This is a genomic window from Cellulophaga sp. F20128, from assembly GCF_023015805.1.
Taxonomy (GTDB): Bacteria; Bacteroidota; Bacteroidia; order Flavobacteriales; family Flavobacteriaceae; genus Cellulophaga.
The window spans coordinates 33,779-57,682 of the sequence record NZ_JALKBA010000004.1; the positions used below are offsets into that span (position 1 = coordinate 33,779).

General features: G+C 34.0%; 23 protein-coding genes. 14 read left to right on the plus strand and 9 right to left on the minus strand.

Annotated features, from left to right (window positions below):
• Nucleotides 1–113: 113 nt before the first annotated feature.
• Nucleotides 114–1,658 (plus strand): hypothetical protein, encoded by a 1,545-nt coding sequence (locus MWU65_RS05470; protein WP_247076175.1) that lies wholly within the window; start codon nt 114–116, stop codon nt 1,656–1,658.
• Nucleotides 1,659–1,959: 301 nt separating this feature from the next.
• On the opposite strand, the gene MWU65_RS05475 is transcribed toward MWU65_RS05470, so the two are convergent.
• From MWU65_RS05475 to panB, 3 genes are all read right to left on the minus strand, one after another.
• Complete coding sequence (locus tag MWU65_RS05475; RefSeq protein WP_247076176.1) at nt 1,960–2,658, minus strand: RluA family pseudouridine synthase; 699 nt, start codon at nt 2,656–2,658, stop codon at nt 1,960–1,962.
• 46 nt (nt 2,659–2,704) lie between these two features.
• Nucleotides 2,705–2,899 carry a four helix bundle protein gene (locus MWU65_RS05480; RefSeq protein WP_247076397.1) on the minus strand — a complete coding sequence of 65 codons (195 nt, stop codon included), beginning with the start codon at nt 2,897–2,899 and terminating at the stop codon, nt 2,705–2,707.
• Nucleotides 2,900–3,011: 112 nt separating this feature from the next.
• On the minus strand, nt 3,012–3,830 hold the full coding sequence (gene panB, locus MWU65_RS05485) for a 3-methyl-2-oxobutanoate hydroxymethyltransferase (protein WP_247076177.1): 819 nt from the start codon (nt 3,828–3,830) through the stop codon (nt 3,012–3,014).
• A 99-nt stretch (nt 3,831–3,929) separates the two neighbouring features.
• Between panB and MWU65_RS05490 the strand changes: the two genes are divergently transcribed.
• A complete protein-coding gene (locus MWU65_RS05490) occupies nt 3,930–4,382 on the plus strand; it encodes a nuclear transport factor 2 family protein (RefSeq protein WP_247076178.1) in 453 nt (150 codons plus the stop codon).
• 7 nt (nt 4,383–4,389) lie between these two features.
• Here MWU65_RS05490 and MWU65_RS05495 read toward each other — a convergent pair whose 3' ends face one another.
• The 3 genes from MWU65_RS05495 to MWU65_RS05505 are packed head-to-tail and all read right to left on the minus strand — an operon-like array spanning nt 4,390 to nt 8,208.
• The gene (locus MWU65_RS05495; RefSeq protein WP_247076179.1) at nt 4,390–4,875 is read right to left on the minus strand and encodes a hypothetical protein; all 486 of its coding nucleotides are present in this window, start codon (nt 4,873–4,875) and stop codon (nt 4,390–4,392) included.
• Nucleotides 4,876–4,887: 12 nt separating this feature from the next.
• Nucleotides 4,888–6,756: a Xaa-Pro dipeptidyl-peptidase gene (locus MWU65_RS05500; protein WP_247076180.1), complete on the minus strand. Its 1,869-nt coding sequence runs from the start codon at nt 6,754–6,756 to the stop codon at nt 4,888–4,890.
• 27 nt (nt 6,757–6,783) lie between these two features.
• Complete coding sequence (locus tag MWU65_RS05505; RefSeq protein ID WP_247076181.1) at nt 6,784–8,208, minus strand: L-serine ammonia-lyase; 1,425 nt, start codon at nt 8,206–8,208, stop codon at nt 6,784–6,786.
• A 225-nt stretch (nt 8,209–8,433) separates the two neighbouring features.
• Here MWU65_RS05505 and dnaK point away from each other — a divergent pair, with 225 nt between their 5' ends.
• Nucleotides 8,434–10,341 (plus strand): molecular chaperone DnaK, encoded by a 1,908-nt coding sequence (gene dnaK / locus MWU65_RS05510; protein ID WP_247076182.1) that lies wholly within the window; start codon nt 8,434–8,436, stop codon nt 10,339–10,341.
• Between the two features lie 74 nt (nt 10,342–10,415).
• Here dnaK and MWU65_RS05515 read toward each other — a convergent pair whose 3' ends face one another.
• Nucleotides 10,416–11,309, minus strand: coding sequence for a metallophosphoesterase (locus tag MWU65_RS05515; RefSeq protein ID WP_247076183.1), 894 nt, complete (start codon nt 11,307–11,309; stop codon nt 10,416–10,418).
• A 103-nt stretch (nt 11,310–11,412) separates the two neighbouring features.
• Between MWU65_RS05515 and MWU65_RS05520 the strand changes: the two genes are divergently transcribed.
• Nucleotides 11,413–12,351, plus strand: coding sequence for a hypothetical protein (locus MWU65_RS05520; protein WP_247076184.1), 939 nt, complete (start codon nt 11,413–11,415; stop codon nt 12,349–12,351).
• Between the two features lie 4 nt (nt 12,352–12,355).
• Here MWU65_RS05520 and MWU65_RS05525 read toward each other — a convergent pair whose 3' ends face one another.
• Nucleotides 12,356–12,922 (minus strand): GNAT family protein, encoded by a 567-nt coding sequence (locus MWU65_RS05525; RefSeq protein WP_247076185.1) that lies wholly within the window; start codon nt 12,920–12,922, stop codon nt 12,356–12,358.
• Nucleotides 12,919–13,566: a serine hydrolase family protein gene (locus MWU65_RS05530; protein WP_247076186.1), complete on the minus strand. Its 648-nt coding sequence runs from the start codon at nt 13,564–13,566 to the stop codon at nt 12,919–12,921. The genes MWU65_RS05525 and MWU65_RS05530 overlap by 4 nt, the downstream gene beginning before the upstream one ends.
• Nucleotides 13,567–13,652: 86 nt before the next feature.
• On the opposite strand from MWU65_RS05530, the gene MWU65_RS05535 reads away from it, so the two are divergent.
• From MWU65_RS05535 to MWU65_RS05580, 10 genes are all read left to right on the plus strand, one after another.
• Nucleotides 13,653–14,078 (plus strand): hotdog fold thioesterase, encoded by a 426-nt coding sequence (locus MWU65_RS05535; protein ID WP_247076398.1) that lies wholly within the window; start codon nt 13,653–13,655, stop codon nt 14,076–14,078.
• 3 nt (nt 14,079–14,081) lie between these two features.
• Nucleotides 14,082–15,191 carry a chorismate-binding protein gene (locus tag MWU65_RS05540; RefSeq protein ID WP_247076187.1) on the plus strand — a complete coding sequence of 370 codons (1,110 nt, stop codon included), beginning with the start codon at nt 14,082–14,084 and terminating at the stop codon, nt 15,189–15,191.
• A 63-nt stretch (nt 15,192–15,254) separates the two neighbouring features.
• On the plus strand, nt 15,255–17,015 hold the full coding sequence (menD, locus tag MWU65_RS05545) for a 2-succinyl-5-enolpyruvyl-6-hydroxy-3-cyclohexene-1-carboxylic-acid synthase (protein WP_247076188.1): 1,761 nt from the start codon (nt 15,255–15,257) through the stop codon (nt 17,013–17,015).
• A gap of 41 nt (nt 17,016–17,056) precedes the next feature.
• Nucleotides 17,057–17,398 carry a DUF2853 family protein gene (locus MWU65_RS05550; protein WP_247076189.1) on the plus strand — a complete coding sequence of 114 codons (342 nt, stop codon included), beginning with the start codon at nt 17,057–17,059 and terminating at the stop codon, nt 17,396–17,398.
• A gap of 89 nt (nt 17,399–17,487) precedes the next feature.
• On the plus strand, nt 17,488–18,315 hold the full coding sequence (locus MWU65_RS05555; RefSeq protein WP_247076190.1) for a S1-like domain-containing RNA-binding protein: 828 nt from the start codon (nt 17,488–17,490) through the stop codon (nt 18,313–18,315).
• A gap of 141 nt (nt 18,316–18,456) precedes the next feature.
• Nucleotides 18,457–19,062 carry an SPOR domain-containing protein gene (locus MWU65_RS05560; RefSeq protein WP_247076191.1) on the plus strand — a complete coding sequence of 202 codons (606 nt, stop codon included), beginning with the start codon at nt 18,457–18,459 and terminating at the stop codon, nt 19,060–19,062.
• 2 nt (nt 19,063–19,064) lie between these two features.
• Nucleotides 19,065–19,970 (plus strand): 1,4-dihydroxy-2-naphthoate octaprenyltransferase, encoded by a 906-nt coding sequence (menA, locus tag MWU65_RS05565; RefSeq protein ID WP_247076192.1) that lies wholly within the window; start codon nt 19,065–19,067, stop codon nt 19,968–19,970.
• 36 nt (nt 19,971–20,006) lie between these two features.
• Entirely contained in the window at nt 20,007–20,753 is a 747-nt protein-coding gene (locus MWU65_RS05570; RefSeq protein ID WP_247076193.1) for a response regulator, read from the plus strand.
• Between the two features lie 450 nt (nt 20,754–21,203).
• Nucleotides 21,204–23,195, plus strand: a complete 1,992-nt coding sequence (locus MWU65_RS05575; protein ID WP_247076194.1) for a histidine kinase dimerization/phosphoacceptor domain -containing protein — start codon at nt 21,204–21,206, stop codon at nt 23,193–23,195.
• Nucleotides 23,196–23,217: 22 nt separating this feature from the next.
• Nucleotides 23,218–23,898: a metal-dependent hydrolase gene (locus MWU65_RS05580; protein ID WP_247076195.1), complete on the plus strand. Its 681-nt coding sequence runs from the start codon at nt 23,218–23,220 to the stop codon at nt 23,896–23,898.
• Nucleotides 23,899–23,904 lie beyond the last annotated feature (6 nt).

Consider the following 23,904-nt stretch of genomic DNA (forward strand, 5'->3'; position numbering starts at 1 on the left):
ATATAGTCTACTATTGTTAAACTTAGGATTAAGAAAAAGCATTTACAACGTTTAAGCAGTTTTTGACTATGTTAAAATGCTTAAAATCAAATATTTAAATTCATTTTTTTACGATGACAACTCAGCATAAAGATGCCTTATTTGTATTGGTTAAGTCACTTTCAAAATCAGAAAAACGTCAATTTAAATTGTACGTTGGTCGATTGGGGGTGAATACTGATGCCAAATTTTTAGCACTTTTCAATCTTTTAGATAAAACAAAAACCTATAGTGAAAGAATTATTTTAGATAGTGGCATTGTTAAAAAAGCCCAACTGTCTAATTTAAAAGCGCATTTGTACAAACAGATTTTGGTTAGTTTGCGATTAAACCCCGTAAATCAGAATATTCGTGTGCAAATACGAGAACAGCTAGATTTTGCAACCATTTTATACCACAAAGGCTTGTACAAGCAAAGTTTAAAAATTCTAGACAAGGTTAAAACATTAGCTATAGAAAATGAAGAGAAGAATATAGCGTATGAAATTGTTGAGCTCGAAAAAATAATTGAAACCCAATACATTACACGGAGTATCCCCGATAGGGCCGATGAATTGGCGATTCAGGCCAAAGAACTTTCTGCACATAATGTAATGACAAGTAAACTGAGTAATTTGTCTTTGCAATTGTACGGAATGATGCTGAAAGTAGGTTATGTGCGCAGTGATGAAGATTTAAAGAAAGTGCGTACTTACTTTAATGATCATTTGCCTATTTACAATATTGAAGATTTAGGTTTTCGAGAAAAATTGTGGTTGTATAAAGCCTATTTGTGGTACAGTTTTTTAACGCAAGATTTCTTGTCATGCTATAAATATGCTAACAAATGGGTAGATCTTTTTTATGAAAATAAGGAAATGATCTACCTGAATCCAGTTTTCTTTTTAAAGGGAAATAATTATTTGTTAGAATCTTTATTTTACGTAAAATACAACTCTCAGTTTAAATCTAACTTACTGAAGTTAGAAAACATGATAGAGAGTAAAAACTTTCCTAAGAATGACAATATAGCTTCTCTAGCCTTTATCTATTTAAATTCAAACAAACTAAACCTACATTTTTTAGAAGGTACTTTTAAAAAGGGATTGTATTTGGTTCGGATTGTAGAATATGGTATAAATAAACACAAAGATAGGATAGACGAACATCATATCATGTTGTTATATTATAAGTGTGCTTGTTTATATTTTGGTGTGGGAGATAATAAAACTTGTATTCAATACCTAAAGAAAATTATAAATAATAAGAATTTAAAAATGCGAGAAGACCTAATGTGTTTTGCACGTGTTCTAAGTCTTGTTGCTCATTATGAAGCTGGAATGGATTACCATCTAGAGGTACAGCTTAAAAGCACTTATAAGTTCTTAATAAAGATGAACGACCTCCACGAAGTGCAGAAAGAAATGATTAAGTTTTTAAGAAACCTAAGAGATATTTATCCTACGGACCTGCATAATGAATTTAAAAAATTACATACAGAACTGAAGAAATATGAAAATCACCCTTATGAGAAAAGAGCATTTTTATATTTGGATATTATTTCCTGGTTAGAAAGTCATTTACAAGGTAAACCGGTAGGGGAGATCGTCCGCGAAAAAGCAATGAAACTCAGTCGCTAGACTTGGGAGATCTATTCGGATTTAATTGAGAATTGAAAAATAGGGTTGTATGGGGGCATTAGGGCAACTCATATACCTCAAGTCCTTGATAGTGATTGCAAAAGAATGTACTTCTGGAATAACATTACGTAATAGGTTACCATAAACTGACTTACGCGTACAGCAATTACTTCAATGTCCTTTTTTATCGGTTTCGTAATAGGTATCCATAGAATTATAGGATCTACTGGAAGAAAACAAATACGAATAAAGTATTAGTAGATTTTTTATTTGGATTTGTTTTATCTAAACGTTGTGAAAATTACAAACAGGCATCCCATACAGGATCTTTAGGTAGGGGAGCTATTAGTTCTAAGGGCTCCTTTTTCACTGGATGAATAAAGGAGAGTTTCCGAGCATGTAAGTGTATGCCTCCATCTTTATTACTTCGGTCAAATCCATATTTTAAATCGCCTTTTATAGGGCACCCTATAGCCGTTAATTGGGATCTAATTTGATGATGTCTTCCGGTTTTTAAATCAATTTCTAGCAAAAAGTAAGAATCTAATTTCTTTAAGAGGGTATACTCTAGAATGGCTTGCTTGCTATCTGGGACTTCATTGATATGTGCGTAAGATTTATTTTGTTTGGGATTTCGCTTCAGCCAATGGGTTAGTGTCTCTTTGGTATTTTTTGGTTTTTGTTTTACAATGGCCCAATAGGTCTTTTTAGCGTCTTTCTCCGCAAATAATTTATTTAAACGAGGTAGGGCTTTCGAGGTTTTGGCAAAAACAACAATACCGGTTGTAGGCCGATCTAATCTATGGGCAACACCTAAGTATACATTGCCGGGTTTATTGTATTTTTCTTTGATATAAGCTTTAACAATATCGCTGAGTGGGGCATCTCCTGTTTTATCTCCTTGAACAATATCACCCACTCGTTTATTTATAGCAATTAGGTGGTTGTCTTCAAACAAAACTTGAAGATTTTTTGGGGTTGAAATTTCTTTAATAGACAAATTAAATATTTTGATTGTTAGATAGTTGGATTTTTTCTAATCTAAATTAATTTAAATGTAGATTTAAACTTTGAGTTTCAATTTCATACAAGGAACCAATGGCTATTTCTAAGAATCTTCCAAAATCTTTATTGGATTTTCTGGAACAGCTTTCAGAAATATTGGAAGGAACAGAAACGGATGCCCTTCTTAGCTGATTTGTTAAACCATACTTTTCCGAATCAGGAAAGCTATTGGTGATTCTCTAAATGTCTGCACAAAATTCCCTACTTAATTACCATATTTGAAGGACTTTGTATCTATGCATATATCTATAAATCTAATTCATCGAACAATCCATATGGCTAAATTGACTAATACTGTTCTTCTTCATTAGGGAAATCCCTAGTTTTCACATCGGTTACATATTGTGATATGGCTTTTCCCATTTCTTCATAAAGATTCATATACCTTCTTAAAAATCGAGGATTAAATTCTTTTGTCATTCCCAACAGGTCGTGTATTACTAAAACTTGTCCGTCTACGTCACCGCCAGCTCCAATTCCAATTACAGGGATCGTTAAGCTTTCGGCTACTTCCTTTGCTAATTTTGCAGGAATTTTCTCCAAGACTATGGCAAAACAGCCTAATTTTTGTAACAATAAAGCATCTTGTTTTAATTTTTCTGCTTCTTCATCTTCTTTGGCTCTAACTGTATATGTGCCAAATTTGTAAATAGATTGTGGTGTTAATCCTAAGTGTCCCATAACAGGAATACCCGCATTCAAAATTCTTTTAACAGAATCTTTTATTTCTAAGCCTCCCTCAACTTTAATGGCGTGAGCTCCACTTTCTTTCATTATACGTATAGCAGAACGTAAGGCCTCCTTTGGATCGCTTTGATAGCTCCCAAAAGGAATATCAACAACTACTAAGGACCTTGAGATTGCTCTAATTACTGAAGATGCATGGTATATCATTTGATCTAAGGTAATAGGAAGTGTTGTTTCATGACCAGCCATTACATTACTAGCAGAATCACCAACCAAAATTACATCGATATTGGCATCGTCTATCACCTTTGCCATAGAATAATCATATGCGGTTAGCATAGAGATACGCTCTCCGTTTCTTTTCATTTCTACGAGCGACTTAACAGTTACTCTTTTGTATTCTTTTTTGGCAGCTGACATTTTAGTTTGTTTTGGTGCGATAAAATTAGGGAAAAAGATTAAGAGTATAAATCTTTATCTCGCTAAAAGAAATTCCATTAATTATGAAAAATAACTATAATGAAAATATATCCGTTTTTATTGATAGTTGTGACTTGTATGGGTGTTTTTGCACAAAATGAAGCTGCTGACGTACAAAAAACTATAGAAACTTTTTTTGAAGGGTTTCATAAACAAGACTCAATTCTGATTAAAAGTACCATCGCTAACACAATGGTATTGCAAACAATCGGCACAGATAAAGAGAACAAAACGGTTGTTAGAACCAAGGAATTCCGTGCTTTTTTAGAAAGCATTGCCAGTATTCCACAAACATCTTCTTTTGAAGAAAAAATTAAGAGTTACACCATTAAAATTGATGGGCCTACGACAAATGTATGGTCAACCTATGAGTTTTGGTACAATGGCGAGTTTAGTCACTGTGGTGTTAATTCTTTCCAGTTATTTAAGGAGGGTGGTGTGTGGAAAATTATATACCTTACTAATACGCGAAGAAAAATTGGATGCATTTAAATAAACGCTAGTTTATATTACCCTTATCCATTTGCTCTTTTAACTCACCTTTGAGTGCTAGTTGTTGTTCTATTTTAGCTTGTGTTGGTTTTAAGCTAATAAAGTATACAATACAAAGTAGGGCAAGGCCCAAATAGAACAAATTTCCTTTTAACAAAGCAATCATAATACAGACAAAGGCTGCACCTTCCGTAAAAGCAAATTTAATTAGGATGGCAGATTGGTATGTTGTTAAACGTTGTCGCAATGATTTTTTTCCGAGAATAGCGCTTATTTTCTTCCGAAAAAGGAAATTACCAAGGTAGATACTTGCCAATGCAAGGGTTGGGGTAATAATAAAAAACAAATCATTTGTAGGAAGGATAAAAACCCAATCTGTAAATTGAAAATAAGCAATGGCAGAGAATACCAATAAACCGCCAATAAATGCAATATGTATAATGGTTATGGTTTGTAAAAAACTTTTAAAAGTTAATTCATTGCGATCTGCCATTGCTTGTTTTTTTTATTTTGTTATTGCCTCAAGGAGTGCTTCTTCTCCATTAACAATAGGAAGTGTTAACTTTGTTTTGTTGGTATCTATAGTTAGTTCCGTACCTGGTTTAGGCAATAGTGTGAACTCACTATCACTAGAAAAAATCAACAGACCTATTTGTTGTCCGGCTGGAATTATTTGATCATCTGGTTGTAATTCAAAAGTTACTTCATAAAACTTACCAGGTTTCAATGGTTTACTTTTTGTTATCGACTTATGGTTTTGAGGATCGGCCCATCCGCGTGTGATAATGTTTTCTGTGATTTTGGCATCACCCTCCGTATTCCATGGTAAAGAAACCAACCAAACAGATAGGTTGGCGGCTGGTTTACTACTTGCTAGTTTAATTGTAATTTCGGCAGTTCCAGAAATATGAACATCTTTCGTTAGGGTTGGGGTTACATACAACAGCCTATGTTCAGAACTATGTGCTTGTGCCAATTCTGAACCAGAAAAATTATAATCGTCTTGGAGTGTTTCTGTGGATTTGTTCTTGATTTCTTTAGCTGTCAATTGCCCAATATTTGGCGCTCCATTTTGCAGATGTAGTACCACCGGTTGGGCTTTTGGATTGGGATATTCATCATAAGCAGTAGGATTGTCTCTTTCGTCATCTTCTCGTACAATCCATGCTTTTTTGTCCTTTTCCACCCCATTTTCAATTCCGTGTAGGTAATGGGTAAACCATCTGTTCATTAGGGTCATTGGTGGTGGACCTCCATGGCCATTTTGATGGTAATAAATTTGTGTCGGTAGGCCTTTTTCACTTGCAGCCTTATATATTCTATAACTGTGTTCTGGCATTACATTCCAATCATTAAAACCGTGCGACATTAACAAGGCGGCTTTCATAGGTTTCATTTGGTTTAGGTAATCACGACCGGCCCAAAATTCATTGAAATCACCGGTTAATCTGTCCATCCCATTCACCATTTCTGTATCTCTAACAACTGCATTGTTATGAGCGCGTTTACTTTGGTCACCGCTATGAATAAAATCATACAATACATCTATATCTTCTCCCAAATAGCCGCCAGGACTTCTTACCAACCCATTGGAACGGTAATAATGGTAATACGATGTATTGGGTGCAATAGGAATTATAGCTTCCAGGCCTTCTACGCCTGTTGTCGCTGCGGCCAATGGGATGGTTCCGTTGTATGAAGTCCCTGTCATCCCTACTTTTCCAGTAGACCAAAAGGCTTCAACTTTATCCGAGCCTGTTGGAGATGTAAATCCTTTACCACGACCACAAAGCCAATCGATAACCGCTTTTGGAGCTAAGGATTCATTGGCGCCGCCAACTGTTGGTGCTCCTTGAGAAAACCCAGTTCCAGGAGAGGAGGAGTGCACTACGATATACCCTCTTGGGACCCATTTTTTAATATGTGAGTTCGAGATAATTGGTCGCTCTCCTCTGCGAACAACTTCTACATGCGTACGTGGCCTAGGGGCTGCTGCCCCTAATTCATGTTTAACATCCCAAAAAAGCCCATCAGCATTCCCAGCTGTACCAGCAAAATAAGGGCTAGAAACGTAAATAACAGGAAGTTTTAAGCCTTCTGTATTTGTTTGTTCTGGTCTTGTTACGGCAACATGAACGCGGTCTAATTTGCCATCACCATCAGTATCAAAGCTGGTTTCTACAAAAAGATCGTGACGTATCCATTTTTCTGAATCATTAAATCCTGCTACTATTTGTGCTTCTCCATCTTTAAAAATGGGAATGGACTTTTCATTTTGTGCATAACTTCCAATAGCAAGTAAAAAAATACATAGGGAGCTTACTATTTTTAAGGAGGGTACTACTTTTAATTTTGCACTAATTCTGTTTTTCATAATGGTAATTTTAATATAGATCTACTTTTAACAATCACTGAGGAATACACCAATGGCAAGTCCGCCAGTTGATGTTTCTTTGTACTTAGAATTCATATCCTTTGCAGTTTCCCACATCGTATTAATTACTTTGTCTAGAGGCACTTTTACATTTTTTGGATCGGTATCTAGCGCTAGTTCAGCCGCGCTAATAGCTTTAATGGCACCAAATGAATTTCGTTCAATACATGGTATTTGTACCAAACCACCTATTGGGTCACAGGTTAATCCAAGATGGTGTTCCATAGCTATTTCAGCTGCAATCAACACCTGTTCTGCTGTGCCTCCAAGTAATTCTGTTAGAGCCCCTGCTGCCATAGCTGATGACACCCCTATTTCTGCCTGACAACCACCCATTGCCGCAGAGATTGTTGCCCCTTTTTTAAAGAGACTGCCAATTTCGCCGGCTACTAATAAGAATTTTTTTATGTCTTTAAAATCAGCCGAATGATTTTCTATGACCATATAATACATTAGTACCGCAGGAATAACACCTGCACTTCCATTGGTAGGAGCGGTGACAACACGGCCTAATGATGCGTTTACTTCGTTTACGCTTAGGGCAAAACAACTTACCCATTTTAAAATTTGTCTAAATTTAACCTCTGTTTTCCGAATGGTTTCCAACCATTCTTGAGGAGAATTATAGGAAAAATCTCCAATTAATTTTTCATGAATATCAAAGGCACGCCTATGCACATTTAAACCGCCTGGTAATGTGCCTTGGGTATGACAGCCAATATGCATACATTCTAGCATTGTTTCCCATATGGCCTTTAGTTGGGTGTCTATTTCCTCATGACTTCGTAAAGACAATTCATTTTCCAAGACAATTTCAGAAATGGATTTATTTTCTGTTGTGCAGTGTTCCAATAGAATACGGCCTGAATCTGTCGGAAATGGAAAGGTTTTAAATACTTGAATATTTTCTTTTGCATTTACACGTTCTTCTGTAACCACAAAGCCACCTCCAATGGAATAAAAAGTTTCTTCATAACAAGTATTGTCTTGTAAGGTGGCAGAAAATTTAATTCCGTTTGCATGGAAGGGTAAGGATGTTTTTAAAAAAATAATATTTTCAGTAGGAATATAAGGTATTGCATGATTTCCTAGGAGGAAAAGTGTTTTATTTTGTTTGATACCATCTATAATAGTACCGATGTTTTCTACCTGCATAGTAACGGGGTCTTCCCCAGAAAGACCTAGCATTACTGCAACATCGGTTGCGTGGCCTTTCCCTGTTAACGAAAGAGAACCATATAACTCGGTTTGTATTGTTTTTATACTGCTAATTGGGTGTGTTTGTTGTAATTCTAGCAAAAAACGCTGGGCAGCTCGCCATGGGCCAAGGGTGTGTGAGCTCGATGGTCCAACACCAATTTTAAGCATATCAAAAATACTAATACATTCCATGTACGAAAACGTTATATTAAAAGAGACAAAGATACATTTTGGAATGGTATTTTATAATTTTTTGCGGGATTAGTTTTAGATGTCAGTTTCTAGTTTTATTGGATATCTACAGAAAAATATAGAAATATCAACTGCCACCTTGTCATATTTTGTACCCTTGGCATATTGTTTGTCATTTCACAGTAAAACAAAAAACAAAAAGTTAATTTATTTAAGTAATATAATATGAGTAAAATTATTGGTATAGATTTAGGAACAACCAACTCTTGTGTTTCTGTAATGGAGGGTAACGAAGCGGTTGTAATTCCAAACGCAGAAGGTAAGAGAACAACGCCATCTGTAATTGCATTTGTAGAAGGTGGTGAAATTAAAGTTGGTGACCCTGCAAAAAGACAGGCCGTTACTAATCCTACTAAAACCATATATTCTATAAAACGTTTTATGGGTAATAAGTATTCGGAGTCTAGTAAAGAGGCTAAAAGAGTACCTTATAAGGTTGTAAAAGGAGATAACGATACACCTAGAGTTGATATAGATGGTCGTTTATACTCGCCACAAGAACTATCTGCAATGATTCTTCAAAAAATGAAGAAAACCGCAGAAGATTATCTTGGGCAAGATGTAACTAGAGCTGTAATTACAGTTCCAGCATACTTTAATGATGCACAAAGACAAGCTACAAAAGAAGCTGGTGAAATTGCAGGACTTACAGTAGAACGTATTATAAATGAGCCTACCGCTGCATCTTTAGCTTACGGTATGGATAAAAAAGATACGGATCAAAAAATAGTAGTATTTGATTTTGGTGGTGGTACGCATGATGTATCTATCTTAGAATTAGGTGATGGTGTTTTTGAAGTATTAGCTACAGATGGGGATACTCATTTAGGTGGTGATGATGTTGATCAAAAAATCATTGATTGGTTGGCTGATGAATTTAAAAGTGAAGAAAGTATAGATTTGCGTGATGATGCTATGGCATTACAACGTTTACGTGAAGCTGCTGAAAAAGCGAAGATAGAATTATCTTCTTCAGCAACAACTGAAATTAACTTGCCATATGTAACAGCTACGGCTTCTGGTCCTAAGCACTTGGTTCGTTCACTTACATTGGCGAAGTTTAACCAATTGATTGACGATTTAGTTAAAAGAACAATAGAGCCATGTCAGACTGCTTTAAAAGCAGCAGGATTGTCTAAGAGCGATATTGATGAGATTATTTTGGTAGGTGGTTCTACAAGAATACCAGCAGTACAGGAAGCTGTAGAGAAATTCTTCGGTAAAAAACCATCCAAAGGTGTAAACCCTGATGAAGTTGTAGCTGTAGGTGCTGCAATTCAAGGTGGTGTATTAACCGGTGATGTAAAAGATGTATTGTTATTAGATGTTACGCCATTATCTTTAGGTATTGAAACTATGGGTGGGGTAATGACAAAGTTGATCGAATCAAATACAACGATTCCAACTAAGAAATCGCAAGTATTCTCAACGGCAGCAGACAATCAGCCATCAGTGGAAATTCATGTTTTACAAGGTGAAAGACCAATGGCAGCGGATAACAAAAATATTGGACGTTTTCATTTAGATGGTATTCCACCAGCACAAAGAGGAACACCACAAATTGAAGTAACTTTTGATATTGATGCTAATGGTATTATTAAAGTATCTGCAACGGATAAGGCTACAAACAAATCGCAGGATATTAGAATTGAAGCTTCATCTGGATTAACAGAAGAAGAAATCAAGAAAATGAAGGCAGAAGCAGAAGCGAATGCTGAATCTGATAAAAAAGCGAAAGAAACTGCTGATAAGTTGAATGAGGCTGACGGAATGATTTTCCAAACCGAAAAACAACTTAAAGAATTTGGTGATAAGATTTCTGATGATAAGAAAAAGCCAGTTGAAGAGGCTTTAGAGGAATTGAAGAAAGCTTATGAAACTAAAGATTTAGCAGTAATCACTCCAGCTTTAGACAAGATTAATGAAGCTTGGAAAGTAGCTTCAGAAGAAATGTACAAGGCACAAGCCGATGCAGCCCAGGCAGATCCATCTGCAAATGGTGAAGCAGCAGCTGGTGATACCGCTAAAGAAGGTGATGATGTAGAAGATGTAGATTTTGAAGAAGTAAAATAAGACTTCCTTATAAGAATGATAAAATCCCATTGAAAATTAATTTTCAATGGGATTTTTCTTTGGTATAGATACCCTTATTTAATTTTTAGCCTTCTGGATTTTTCCCGACCATAGCCGGTAATAAAAATGGAATCCTTGGTAATGGTCGCTGTGGAAAATGCCGTACTCTTTTCTGTGTCTACCATTCCTTTAAAGGTTAAGTGATGAACTCCGTTTTTTTCTTCATAAGCTCCATGATGGTTGTGACCATTGAAGTAGAATTTTACTTGCTCGTAGTTATCAATTAACTGTAATAGCTGTTTGTAATTCCAAAGATTATGAACTTCCCCTTCTTTTACAGCAGGAAAGTGGCAATAAAAGCCAACCTTTTCATTTTGAACAACGGCTATTTCTAATTCTTCTTTTACCCAATTTAACTGGGCTAAACTAATACCGCCATTCCAAGTTTGTAAATTAGGAATTTTTTTATCCTTGAGTTCATTAAAAAGGGAGTCGGTTTGTTGTCTTTTTTTATCCGAAATAGCACCGTAAAAACTAAGGTCATTTCCATCTAGGACAATAAAACGCCAGTTATTTTTTAAAAAACTATAATACCTACTTTTTAACCCCATTTTTCCTGGTACCAATTTCTTTAAAGAATCGGCAACACTAAAGTCGTGATTTCCTAAAACCTGTTGTTTTTTAGAGGTAAGCCTATTCCAAATGGGAAGTACACTATCAAAACTTTCATAATCACGGTCAATAAAATCTCCTAAGTGAATGGTGTACGCCAATTCTTTGGTGTTTAATGTATCAACGGCAGTTTTAAGTTTTGCTAGGGATCCCGTATAAAACCGGGTATTTGAAGCATCACAATTGCAGTATTGACAATCGGCTATTATGCCTATTTCAAAGGCTGTTTCAATGTTCTTTTTGGTGTTTGTTTTACATCCAATACAGAGCAAAATAAGAAGTATTATGTTTTTCATTTTTAATTTTGTTTAACGATACAATATTGTTGTACCAATGTATTTTTATGTAATTTTGGGATGTATTTTGTTCCCTATAAATATAATACCCTAATTTTGTAGTATGATAAAAAACAGACATTTTTTCTATACCTTTTGCTATATCTTAATTTTTGCTTTGCCTGTTTCTTTGGTAGGCCAGGAACCACATATTCTCACTGTTTCAGATTTTGATTTAATAGGAAATGTAAAAAAGTGTACCGTAATTACAAATTATGGGAAAGAAGAATTTAATTTTAATGCTGAAGGTCAACTTACTAAGTCTGTTACCCGTTATACTGATGAAGATTATAGTATAACCTACTATAAGTATAGCGGCAATGAGATTTTAGAAAAGCGTTTAGAAAATTACAGAGAAGGTGTGTTCGATAAAAGTACATCCATAGCGCACTTTTATGCAATTGACACCACGGGGAACAAACGGATTACTGAAAAGATCATTACCTACGGGAAAAGGTTTTTAGATCAATATGAATATAGGTACGACTCTATCAATAGACTGGTTAATATAAAACGTATTAATGATGAGGAAATAGATGAAACCGCAATTGTTTATGAAGAAAAGACAGATGAAACATTGCAATCCTATGTCTTTAATGGGTTGCTTGTAAAGTCTATTCGGACGTATTTAAAGAAAAACCAAGCGAAGGAAAAATTAAAATACATCCTTACAAAAGAATTTTCTAAAGGCAGTCCTATAAAGGCAGAAGAGCTTGTCTATAGGGAAGATGGCACTTTGTTTTCTAAAGAATATTTTGGAACAGACGAATATGACACCAAGTTTATTTCCGATAAGAAGGAATTTTACACCTATAGGGAAGACAAAGCTGTTGTTGATAAGATACAGGTGAAAACTAAAAAAAATAGTTATGAGGTTTCCTATTTGCATCAGTTTGATGGAGACCATGGCAACTGGATAAAACAAGTGATTTCTCCAGATAACACCTATACAACTAGAAAAATAGAATATTATCCATCCCAAGAAAAACCATTAGAAGAGTAAGTACTTAGGTGTTAAAATGACTTTCTTTAAGACTACTCCATTCTTCTTTTAGAATACCATAACAACAAGAACTCCTTCTAAAATTATTTTTGGTTGTGACATTTTTTCTTAGAACCCCTTCTAAAGTGGCGCCTAATTTTTCAATTGCCTTTCTAGATTTTATATTTCTTTCGTCGATTCTAAATTCTACCTTTTCAAAATTGAGTTCTTCAAAAACATAACGCAACATTAGAAACTTCATACTGTGGTTTAAGCCCGTGCCTTGGGTTTCTGTTGAGATCCATGTCCATCCTATATGCAAAACCTTGTTTTTTAAATCAATGTTTCCAAATCGGGTAGATCCAACATAGGTATTGATGCGTTTGTCATAGATAATAAAAGCAACTGCATTTTTGTCTAGTAGTGCACTCGTTAGATAGGCTTTTAGATTTTCTAAAGTAGATACATCGCTTGAGCTGTATTGGTATAAATCTATTTGTTGCGCTATTGGCCAAAGCTCTTTATAATGCGCTATTTGTAGCCGTTCAAGTTTTAAAAAATCGTTCTCTAATAGTTTTATATTTTCAATCATTCCACAAGAGCGTTTATGATTTTTTTTTGTACTTCATGTCCGCCTTCAAAGGTGATAAAACGAGTTGCTTCTCCTATTATGCTTGTAACTCGTTCTTTTTCAATAGCCCTTCTTTTTTCATCTAAATATTCATCGTTTTCCCCAACGATTACAGTGGTTTTGGTATTGTTATCCTTTAAGAATAAAAAATCTTCTGTGGTTAGCTCGTTAGGAATAGTGCCTGCATATAACACAAACTGCTGGCATTTTATTTTTTGTTTAGCCAACCATCGCGAAACTATAGATACACCCTGTGAATACCCCATAATAATTAGGTTGTGTTTTGAAGGGATGTTTTCCTGAACGCAAACTGAATTTAAATAGGTGATGATATTATCTATTTCATTCCGTGTATTTTCTCGAGTTAGCCAACTAGCGCCAATATGCGTGTATTTGTCATTTAGATAATATTTTGAAGGCGCCTGTGGTGCAATAATATAATTTTCATTTGCTGGTAAATCCTTAAAGTACCGCAAGAAAAACCGACTTAAATAACCTATTCCGTGACAAACAATCCAAACATTTTTAGTTTCTGAAGTTAAGGTGTTTAAGGTAGAATAGGAGTTGGTGGTTGTATAAGTAACTTGTTTTTCAGTGGGTTGCATACCGTACGTTTGTAGAATAAAAATCAAAAGTGAAAGTTATACTATTAGTTGTAAATGGATTGATTAATTTTACAAAAAATTGAATGATGAACGAAATTCAGGAAAAAATACTTCGTATTTGTAATGAAAACTCCAAGAACACCTTAATGGAAACTTTGGATATAGAGTATATAGAAGTAGGTGAAAATTTTTTAGTTGGGAAAATGCCTGTAACTTCAAAAGTGCACCAGCCAGATGGTGTTTTACACGGTGGAGCCACAGCTGCATTAGCGGAAAGTATTGGTAGTGCAGCTTCTTATGTTTTTTTAGATGGACAAAAATTTTTTGTACGTGGTTTAGAAATTACCGCCAATCATGTAAAGAGTGTAAGAGACGGTAATGTGTTTGCAAAAGCTACAATTATACACAAAGGAAGAACAACGCAACTTTGGGAAATTAAAATTACAAATGATGAAGGGGCGTTAGTTTCCTTATGTAAATTAACAACCATTTCCCTGCCAAGAGATAAATAAGGAATGAAGCATTTTTTTGAGCAGTTAAAATCTCAGTTGGTTGATAAAAAACCATTTGTAGCCTATAGAAAGCCGAACGACTTTGTTGTTAAAGCTGTTTTGCAAAATAGCGATGATTTACATTATACATGGGATTACAAAGAAACAGGTTTTGTTTTTGCACCTTTTAACGCTAAAAATGATACCGTCTTAATTCCTTTGGATACGCTTTTAACCGCTCCCTATACACCCGAGGGAAATTCCAATGAGAATACGGCTCTTCCACTGAATACTTTCGCCACACCAATAGCGAAAGAATTTCATACCAAGTTAGTTACCAGTGCCATTACGAATCTTGCAAAAGGAAAACTACAGAAAGTCGTTGTTTCCCGTAAAATTGAAGTTGGATGTTCTAAAAAATCCCTGCCCATGTTTAAAGCTATGTTGGATAAATACCCAACAGCTTTTTGTTATTTATGGTACCATCCCAAGGTAGGGATGTGGTTGGGTGCAACGCCAGAGGTTTTGTTAAAAACGGAAAACCAAAGAATAGAAACCTCCTCCTTGGCAGGCACACAAGTTTGGACAAAGGATGAAGTGCCGGAGTGGAAGAGTAAAGAGAAGTATGAACAAAAAGTAGTTACGGATTTTATAGTAAATGCCTTAGAAAATAAAGTATCTAATTTAAAGTTATCTACGGTTACCTCCATAAAGGCTGGTAATTTATGGCATTTAAGAACTAGAATAACAGGTCTAATGTCCAATAACTTAAAAGAAATTTTACTGGCATTACATCCTACTCCAGCAACTTGCGGGTTGCCAAAAAAGGAAGCTCAAGCGTTTATTTTAAAAAATGAAAATTACGATAGAACTTTTTATACAGGCTTTTTAGGTGAACTCAATTATTCAGAAGAAAACCATAGGGCTAACGCAAGGCGCAACATAGAGAATAGAGCATATACGGTTAACAAGAAGACTACAAACATTTATGCCAACTTGCGTTGTGCAGAATTAAAAGAGAACAAGGCCTTTGTGTATGTGGGAGGGGGAATAACAATTGACTCAAATCCAGAAAAAGAATGGGAAGAAACAGTGGCAAAAAGTGAAACCATACTACGGATTATATTAAAATAATTGGGTAAAGAAATCTTTCCGATGTATTTTTGATACTACAATAAATATAAACCTCATTTAAATTTGAAATATTCCAATATACCAACTGCTCAATCTGTTGTTTTACATTGCAAAGAAAAGGGTATTAAAGATATAGTTATTTCGCCGGGTTCAAGAAATGCTCCACTTACAATTGGCTTTACAGAGGATCCATATTTTAAATGTTATAGCATTGTTGACGAACGTTGCGCTGCTTTTTTTGCCCTGGGAATTGCTCAGAATACAGGGAAGGGTGTTGCTGTGCTTTGCACTTCGGGGAGTGCATTGCTCAATTATTACCCTGCAGTTGCCGAAGCGTTTTACAGTGATATTCCACTTCTTGTAATTTCGGCAGATAGACCAAAGTACAGCATAGATATCGGTGACGGACAAACCATTCGTCAACAGGGAGTTTTTAAAAATCATATTGGTTATGAAGCAAATCTGAAGCAAGACGTTTCACATGCAACCCAGACTATTCAAAAGTTTGCCAATTCATTATTGTCTACTCAAATGCATATAGAGGCGCAACAAGCCAGCATTGACGCACACAATAGCCTTGTCCTTCAGAAAGGTATTGATTATGCCTTAGAAGAGCGTACTCCCGTTCATATTAACGTTCCCTTAGAAGAACCTTTGTACACTACCCAGGAACAAGCCTATGTGTTTCCGGAGTTAAAGAAGAAAAGTAAAGATTCTGGAACAGTACCATGCCTGGGGTTAGAGGAATTTAGTTCAATTTGGAACAAGTCCAATAAGAAAATGATTTTGGTAGGGGTAAACAAGCCAGATGCTTTGGAGCAACAATTTTTGGAGAAAATAGCAGAAGACGATTCTGTCCTTGTTTTTACAGAGACTACTTCCAATATACATCATGTTAAATTTTTCAATAGTATAGATAGCATTTTAGCACCTATTGAAAAATCAGTGAACAAAGAGGCTCTGTTTAGTGACTTGCAACCTGATATTTTAGTAACTTTCGGTGGCTTGGTTGTTTCAAAAAAAATTAAAAGTTTTTTACGTAATTACCAACCAAAGCATCATTGGCACATAGACGCTACAAAGGCTAATGATACATTTTTCTGTCTAACGCATCATTTTAAATGTAATGTTAACGCTTTTTTTAATACATTTTTAAAAGAAACAAAGTCAATTAAAAGTTCGTACCGCAACTATTGGTCAGCTGTAAAATTAGGGTATGAGAAAAAGCGAGCCGCGTATGTAAAGGAGATTCCCTTTTCAGACATGTACGCTTTTTCTAAGCTATTGCCAAGTATCCCAGAAGGGTATCAATTGCATTTATCGAACAGTTCTACGGTTCGTTATGCACAATTATTTCCGCTTAAAAGTGGTGTAAAGGTGTTTTGTAATCGAGGTACCAGTGGTATAGACGGAAGTACATCTACAGCCATAGGGGCATCTATATACAATACAGAACCAACCCTATTAATTACAGGAGATTTAAGCTTTTTATATGACAGTAACGCCTTGTGGAACAATTATGTAAATTCTAATTTTAGGATTGTAGTGCTAAATAATAGTGGAGGTGGCATTTTTAGAATACTTCCTGGGCAAGAGGAGACAGAAAACTATCAGACTTATTTTGAAACAACGCACAATTTAGAGATTTCCAATTTATGTGCTATGTATGGTATGGAATATAGGTTAGCCGAAGATGAAAATACCCTAAATACACAATTAGAAAGTTTTTACGAAAATTCTCAGATGCCTAGGTTATTGGAAATAAAAACACCGCGAATTATAAACAATAAAATTTTGCTTAGTTATTTTGATTTTATATCTTAGAAGCATTATTAACATTAACTATCAATTACAAAACTAAAATTATGAGCCAAAGAGACGATTTAATTGCAAAATATGCAGCTGACATAAAAGATAAATTTGGAGAGTCTGCAAATATGGATTTATTAACGAAAGTTACTATTGGTTTAGGCCCTTCAATTTATAACAAAGATTCTTCATTGGTATCTGGTTCTGATGAAAAAGAATTAGAAACAGTAAAGAAGAATTTTTTACTTAAAAAATTAGGAATGAGCGATAGCCCAAAACTAATGGAAGGCGTTAAAAAGGTTATGGATGCTTATGGTTCATCAAATAAAAATAAACATAGAGCTGTTGTTTATTATAAATTAACGCAACACTTTGGAAAAGAGTCTGTATACAAATAGAATCTTTCATAAGAAAAATAAAAAAGAGGCTGCCTTAACTAGGGTAGCCTCTTTTTTTTACTGTATTTTTGTGCTTTATAATTAAAAAAATGGAATTAGGTAAGTATAATACATTAGAAATATTAAGAGATACTAGCGTCGGCTTATTTTTGGGCGATGTAGAAGGTAATGATGTCTTGTTGCCAAATAAGTATGTGCCTGAGAATTTTGAAATAGGAGATATGTTAACTGTTTTCTGCTATTTAGATTATGATGAAAGACCAGTTGCAACAACCTTAAAACCATATATTGTACGAGATGATTTTCATTTGTTAAGGGTAGCTGAGGTTAATAACTTTGGTGCTTTTATGGAGTGGGGTTTAGAAAAGCATTTGTTGGTTCCATTTAGAGAGCAACGTACCAAAATGGTAGATGGGCAATGGTATATTGTATTTTGTTATTTGGACGAAAAAACAGATCGTTTGGTGGCCTCTAATAAGTTAGATAGGTTCTTGGATAATGAAGAATTAACAGTGGATAATAATGATGAGGTAAACCTTATTTTTACACGGAAAACAGATCTAGGTTGGGAGGTAATCATAAATAATTTGCACAAGGGACTTGTATATGCTAATGAAGTATTTAAGGAAGTTTCTATTGGAGATAAGCAAATTGGATATATTAAGAATATTAGACCAGACAATAAAATAGATGTTTCTTTACAACCTTTAGGCTTCTTAAGCTTGGAGCCCAATGCTAATCTTATCTACGATGAGTTAAAATTAGCTGGTGGATATTTAGATCTTCATGATAAGTCGAATCCGGAGGACATTAAAGCCAAGCTAAAAATAAGTAAAAAAGCCTTTAAAAAAGGAGTAGGAACATTGTATAGGGAACGTAAAATTGAAATCAAGGATGATGGCATTTATTTAATTTAAAGCGTTGATTATTCTTTTTTTAAAAGGGAAGTAATTTATTAGAGAATATTCCCTTTGTATCGTTTTTTTTTAGTATAAAAAAGTTTACATTGCACTCTATTCCTTAACTGAGTATTATAATGCCTCCTAAAATATAAGATTATGCCATTTATAGAAGAATCAGATCTCTTAGAACTTCATAAAGATATTGATAAAGCTCAGCAAATGAATGAGCGTTTATTGGATCAGGTGAAAATAAAGAACAAGGAATTAAAAAATAAAAAAACACAACGTAATATTTTAGGTTTAATAACGGGGGTTTTCTTATTGGGGACCATTGCATTGACTTCGTTCACTTTAGGGTTAAGTAAATCCAAAGCATTTGACTCAAGTACGAACACTAATTTACTGGTTTCTATAGATAGCTTAGATGTAATTAAGTCGCGTATCAATAATTTAAAGGAACAAAATCAGGAATTAAGTTTAGTTAGTGAGTTTTATTTGGCAAAGAGTATTTTAAATAAAGAGAAAATATATTCTGTTCAGATTAAAACTTTTGTAGATAACAATATTACCTTGTCATCTGAATCTCTCGCAAATACGCTATTTGTTAAAAACAATCCATTTTATTCCTATTCTATAGGTAATTTTGAAACCATAGAAGAAGCTAGATCATTTAGGTATCAATTGGTTAAAATGGGCTTTGATGATGCCTTTGTTGCCTCTTATCAAGATGGTAAACGTATACAAATAGAAGATCCTTATTAAGAATGAAGTTAAAAGCTTGGATTAACGCTGCCAGGTTAAGAACACTGCCTTTATCTATTTCTGGAATTATAGTTGGCTTTGCGCTGGCGTCTAGGTTAGGGTTTGCGAATAGTTGTGTTTTTATTCTTGCCTTATGCACCACAATAGCATTACAAGTTACCTCTAATTTTGCGAATGATTATGGAGACGGTGTTAAGGGAACAGACAATGATGCTAGAATAGGACCTAAAAGGGCATACCAAAGCGGAATTCTAACGAGAAAAGAGCTGAAGAAGGGGATTGTACTTTCAATACTAGTTTGTTTGTTGCTTGTACTATTGTTAATTTTCTATGCCTTTGGCACCAACAATCTACTCCATATTTTATTATTTTTAAGCCTAGGTGTTTTTTCTATTTGGGCAGCAATTAAATATACTGTAGGTAAATCTGCCTATGGCTACAAGGGTTTGGGAGATATTTTTGTCTTTGTGTTTTTTGGATTAATCAGCGTTGTAGGATCTCTGTTTTTGTTTACAAAACAACTTACTATTTTAGCTGTTTTGCCAGCGGTTACTGTAGGTTTACTTAGTGTAGCCGTGCTAAACCTAAATAACTTAAGGGATATAGAGTCTGATAGATCCTCTGGAAAGAACACCATTATCGTAAAAATGGGTTTTGCAAATGGTAAAAAATATCATTATTTATTATTGTTTTTCAGCTTGGTTAGTACTCTTGTTTATACAAGTTTTAACTACCAAAATGGCTATAGTTTTATTTGGTTATTGGCTTATATACCCGTAGTATTACATGTAAAACGAATTTTAAAAATTAAAAATTCAACTTCGGTAGATCCAGAGTTAAAAGTAGTAGCCTTAAGCACATTTTTATTTGCTATTTTCTTTTATTTTAGTTTTAATAATTTTTCGTAATTTAGCGTATATTAAGTCCATCCTAAAACCAACAAATTGGAAAAACCCATCAAAATACTAATAGTAGAAGACAACGTAATCATAGCGGATGATATGCAATCTATGCTAGAAGAAATAGGCTATGAAATAGTCGGTAATGTAATTGTTTACGAGCAAGCGGAGGAAGTTTTAAGAACTACCGATGTAGATTTGGTTCTTATAGACATTATTTTAGCTTCAGATAAGACAGGTATAGATTTAGGAAAGCATATTAGAAAGAACTATAACATTCCATTTATATTTGTAACCTCTAACTCTGATAGAGCAACGGTTGAAAAAGCTAAAGTTGTAAAACCAAATGGTTATTTGGTAAAACCTTTTGAACAACAGGATTTATACACTTCGATAGAAATTGCCTTATCTAATTTTAATTATTTAGATAAGCAAGGTCTTTCTGAAGATGATGTAGAAGCACCTATGGCTAGTTCGGTGTTAAAGGATTCCATATTTGTGAAGAAGCAGCATTTGTACTACAGAATTAACTTTACAGACATTCAATTTATTAAGGCAGACAATGTTTATTTAGAGGTAAATACGGTGGATAAAAAGTACCTTGTAAGATCTCCTTTAAAAGATTATTTGGAGAAGCTCCCTAGAGATAAGTTTTACAGAGCTCATAAATCATATATTGTTAATGTGGACCATATTGGCGCTGTTAATTCTAAGGACGTGATGATCAACAATAAATTAATTCCAATTTCTAAAGAATTTAAAGAATTTATTATTTCATCCATGAATTCATAAACACCGGTCTAATTACACAACTTTTAATGCCTTGCCCTGCTTTATTTGGGGGCAAGGCATTTTTACATATACAGATAGAAGGGCTTTACATCGTTTTTGTTGAGTTTGGCAACATTTATTTTATGGATTTGGGACTATGATCTATTTTAGAGGTATAATAAGAATTAAATTTTTTCATTTTCATATAGTGTTCTCGTAACAAAACCCTCTGCAAGTATAACTTTCAAAGGGTTTTGTTTATTTGGTTCAATTTTAATTCTTATATTTTAATTCTAAAAAACAAGAATTAAAATATATAATTATCAATAAAATCATAACTTGCCCCTAGATTTAAGTGATACGATAAAAGGAATGCTTCTTTAGTTTAAATTTTAAGTCAATAGACTATAGCGTAGACTACTTTTACAAGATTAATAGCACAATTGCGAAAAGAATAGGGAATAAAATTATATGAAAAATAAACTTCATTTCATTTTGGGTAATTTAAGAAACAAGATGTTCTATAAAATTTTTGTTGTGGTTTTTCTCATAACAGCCAACAATGTTAATGCACAAGATATAGTTCTTCAAGAAAGTGCGTTGGATAGTTTTGTTAAAATACCCACTGCAGAAGAGAAGTTTGAATACTTTTTTAAAACCTCCAATAGGTACAAAGAAAATTCAAACTTTGAATGGTTAAAAAACATTGACTCTATGATTGTTAAAGCAAAGTCGTCACAAGACAATGTTTCTATACAATACTATAAACTGCTTAAGGCCAATATTTATCAAGATTTTGTAGAATACGACAAAAGTATCGCAATTACAAACGAGCTTTATATCGAAAAGAAGGAATTGGATGATACGCTTAAAAGTACATTGTTGGATATAATGGATGAAAATTATTCACAATTAAAATTATATGAAAAACAAATAGATATTCGGAAAGAGAAAAAGGAACTTGGCTTAACAAGTAATGTTTCTTTTTATGATATTTATGCAGATCAAGGCCTTTACCAAAAAGCTAGAAGTGAATATATTCATGAAAAGAATAATTCTATAAATGAACAAGATTATTACGGTCAAGCATTATACAATAATAATATTGGTAATTTCTTGCGACTAGATAAATCTATTCAGGTGGCCATAGAGCAATATACCGTTGCAAGGAAATACATTAACACCTATTTGGATACAATTACAAGACCCAAAACTCAAGATGAATTAATTAAAGGCATACTCTTATTGGGGATTATTGAAGGAAATATTGGTAAAAGTTATATGATCCTAAAAAGATATGAAGATGCTATATCACTTCTTGATTCTAGCCTGGTCAAAATAAAAAAGTACAATGTTGGTAAATATTCTCAGGATGCCGTAGAAAATTCTTTGGACCTCGCCAATTGTCATCTACAGATAGGTAACTTTGATGAAGTGATAAAGCTCATCGGTAATGATTTTAGAACTGTAAAGGCATCAAACACCTTACGTAAAAATCAACTTTTAGCCGTTTATTATGAAAAAAAAGGTGATTTCGAAACTGCCAATTTTTATCTTAAAAAGAATGAAAGATTCAATGATTCTATAAAGGTTAATGAGACATTAATTAAGCAACAGCAAATAGCTACAGTATTTGAAAAAGAGTTAGAAAATTCTGAAGGTATGCTTGATGAAAAACTTATTGAACTAGAAAATGCTAGGGTAGAGGGTCAGGCAAAAGATGAGCGAATGAGCTTAATTTTAATATCCTTAATTTTTACTTTGTTAGGTTTAGGTGGACTTGTATTTGCTTATATTAAAAGTATTAATAACCAGAGAGTTATTACAAAACAGAACCTTATAATAGAGAGCCAATTAACAGAAAAAGATTCCTTATTAAAAGAGATTCACCACCGGGTAAAAAACAATCTTCAAATGGTTTCTAGTTTATTAAGTTTACAAACTAAGAATACCAAAAGTAAAGCAGCTATTATGGCCTTAGAAGAGGGTAAGAGTAGGGTTAAGGCTATGGCGTTAATTCATCAAAAACTGTATCAGAATGATGACCTTTCTGTTATTGAAATGCAAGGGTATATTGAAAGTTTGGTCAATAGTGTGCAATCCGTGTTTAAAAAGGGAGGTCATAATATAACAATTACCATAGATGCTGAGGCGGTTGAATTGGATATTGATAGAGCCATTCCTTTTGGATTAATTCTAAATGAATTAGTATCCAATTCTTTTAAGTATGCTTTTCCAGATAATGATGACGATGGGAAAATTTACATTCATTTGAGAAATACAGAAACTGGCGGTTTTTTTGAATATACGGACAATGGTGTTGGTTTACCCGATGACACCGACGAAAGAACCAATTCTTCAATGGGCATACGTTTAATGAATCGTTTGGTTAATCAATTACAATCCACATTAAATATAGATAAAACTACGGAAGGAGTTCGTTTTTGGTTCAATTTTAAATAAATTTGAATTAAAACAACTTATTATGAAAATTACATTTCTTGGTCACGCTTCATTACTGTTAGAAATCAATGATAAAGTTATCTTAGTGGATCCATTTATTTCTGGTAATCCAAAAAATAATGGTAAAATTGACAAAGACACTTTGCATCCTGACTACATTTTAATTACCCACGCCCATCAAGACCATGTTTTAGATGTAGAAGACATTGCGAAAAGGACAAAGGCAACCATTGTTAGTAATTATGAAATCGCAACTCATTATGAAAATAAAGGACTTACAGTGCACCCAATGAATCACGGGGGCAGCTGGGCATTCGATTTTGGAGTGGTGAAATACGTAAATGCAATTCATACCTCTACTTTTGCCGATGGTTCAAATGGTGGTGTCCCTGGTGGTTTTGTACTTTCCACAAAAGAGAAAAGTATCTATATAGCAGGGGATACGGCGCTGACAATGGATATGAAATTGATTCCTATGTTTGCAAAATTAGATTTGGCAATTTTACCTATTGGCGATAATTTTACAATGGGTGTTGACGATGCTATTATAGCCTCTAATTTTGTAGCCTGTGATACGGTATTGGGGTATCATTTTGATACTTTTGGATTTATAGAGATTGATCATAAACTTGCCATACAAAAATTTAAAGCTGCTGGAAAACAATTACACCTCTTAGATTTTGGTGCAACTATTACCGTATAATTGAGT

Coding starts and splice junctions, on each gene's coding strand:
- dnaK (WP_247076182.1), top strand. CDS start 8,434: ATGAGTAAAATTATTGGTATAGATTTAGGAACAACCAACTCTTGTGTT.
- MWU65_RS05470 (WP_247076175.1), top strand. CDS start 114: ATGACAACTCAGCATAAAGATGCCTTATTTGTATTGGTTAAGTCACTT.
- MWU65_RS05580 (WP_247076195.1), top strand. CDS start 23,218: ATGAAAATTACATTTCTTGGTCACGCTTCATTACTGTTAGAAATCAAT.
- MWU65_RS05555 (WP_247076190.1), top strand. CDS start 17,488: ATGGAATTAGGTAAGTATAATACATTAGAAATATTAAGAGATACTAGC.
- MWU65_RS05535 (WP_247076398.1), top strand. CDS start 13,653: ATGAACGAAATTCAGGAAAAAATACTTCGTATTTGTAATGAAAACTCC.
- MWU65_RS05495 (WP_247076179.1), bottom strand. CDS start 4,875: ATGGCAGATCGCAATGAATTAACTTTTAAAAGTTTTTTACAAACCATA.
- panB (WP_247076177.1), bottom strand. CDS start 3,830: ATGTCAGCTGCCAAAAAAGAATACAAAAGAGTAACTGTTAAGTCGCTC.
- MWU65_RS05520 (WP_247076184.1), top strand. CDS start 11,413: ATGATAAAAAACAGACATTTTTTCTATACCTTTTGCTATATCTTAATT.
- MWU65_RS05500 (WP_247076180.1), bottom strand. CDS start 6,756: ATGAAAAACAGAATTAGTGCAAAATTAAAAGTAGTACCCTCCTTAAAA.
- MWU65_RS05490 (WP_247076178.1), top strand. CDS start 3,930: ATGAAAATATATCCGTTTTTATTGATAGTTGTGACTTGTATGGGTGTT.
- menA (WP_247076192.1), top strand. CDS start 19,065: ATGAAGTTAAAAGCTTGGATTAACGCTGCCAGGTTAAGAACACTGCCT.
- MWU65_RS05525 (WP_247076185.1), bottom strand. CDS start 12,922: ATGATTGAAAATATAAAACTATTAGAGAACGATTTTTTAAAACTTGAA.
- MWU65_RS05540 (WP_247076187.1), top strand. CDS start 14,082: ATGAAGCATTTTTTTGAGCAGTTAAAATCTCAGTTGGTTGATAAAAAA.
- MWU65_RS05530 (WP_247076186.1), bottom strand. CDS start 13,566: ATGCAACCCACTGAAAAACAAGTTACTTATACAACCACCAACTCCTAT.
- MWU65_RS05550 (WP_247076189.1), top strand. CDS start 17,057: ATGAGCCAAAGAGACGATTTAATTGCAAAATATGCAGCTGACATAAAA.
- MWU65_RS05505 (WP_247076181.1), bottom strand. CDS start 8,208: ATGGAATGTATTAGTATTTTTGATATGCTTAAAATTGGTGTTGGACCA.
- MWU65_RS05515 (WP_247076183.1), bottom strand. CDS start 11,309: ATGAAAAACATAATACTTCTTATTTTGCTCTGTATTGGATGTAAAACA.
- MWU65_RS05575 (WP_247076194.1), top strand. CDS start 21,204: ATGAAAAATAAACTTCATTTCATTTTGGGTAATTTAAGAAACAAGATG.
- MWU65_RS05560 (WP_247076191.1), top strand. CDS start 18,457: ATGCCATTTATAGAAGAATCAGATCTCTTAGAACTTCATAAAGATATT.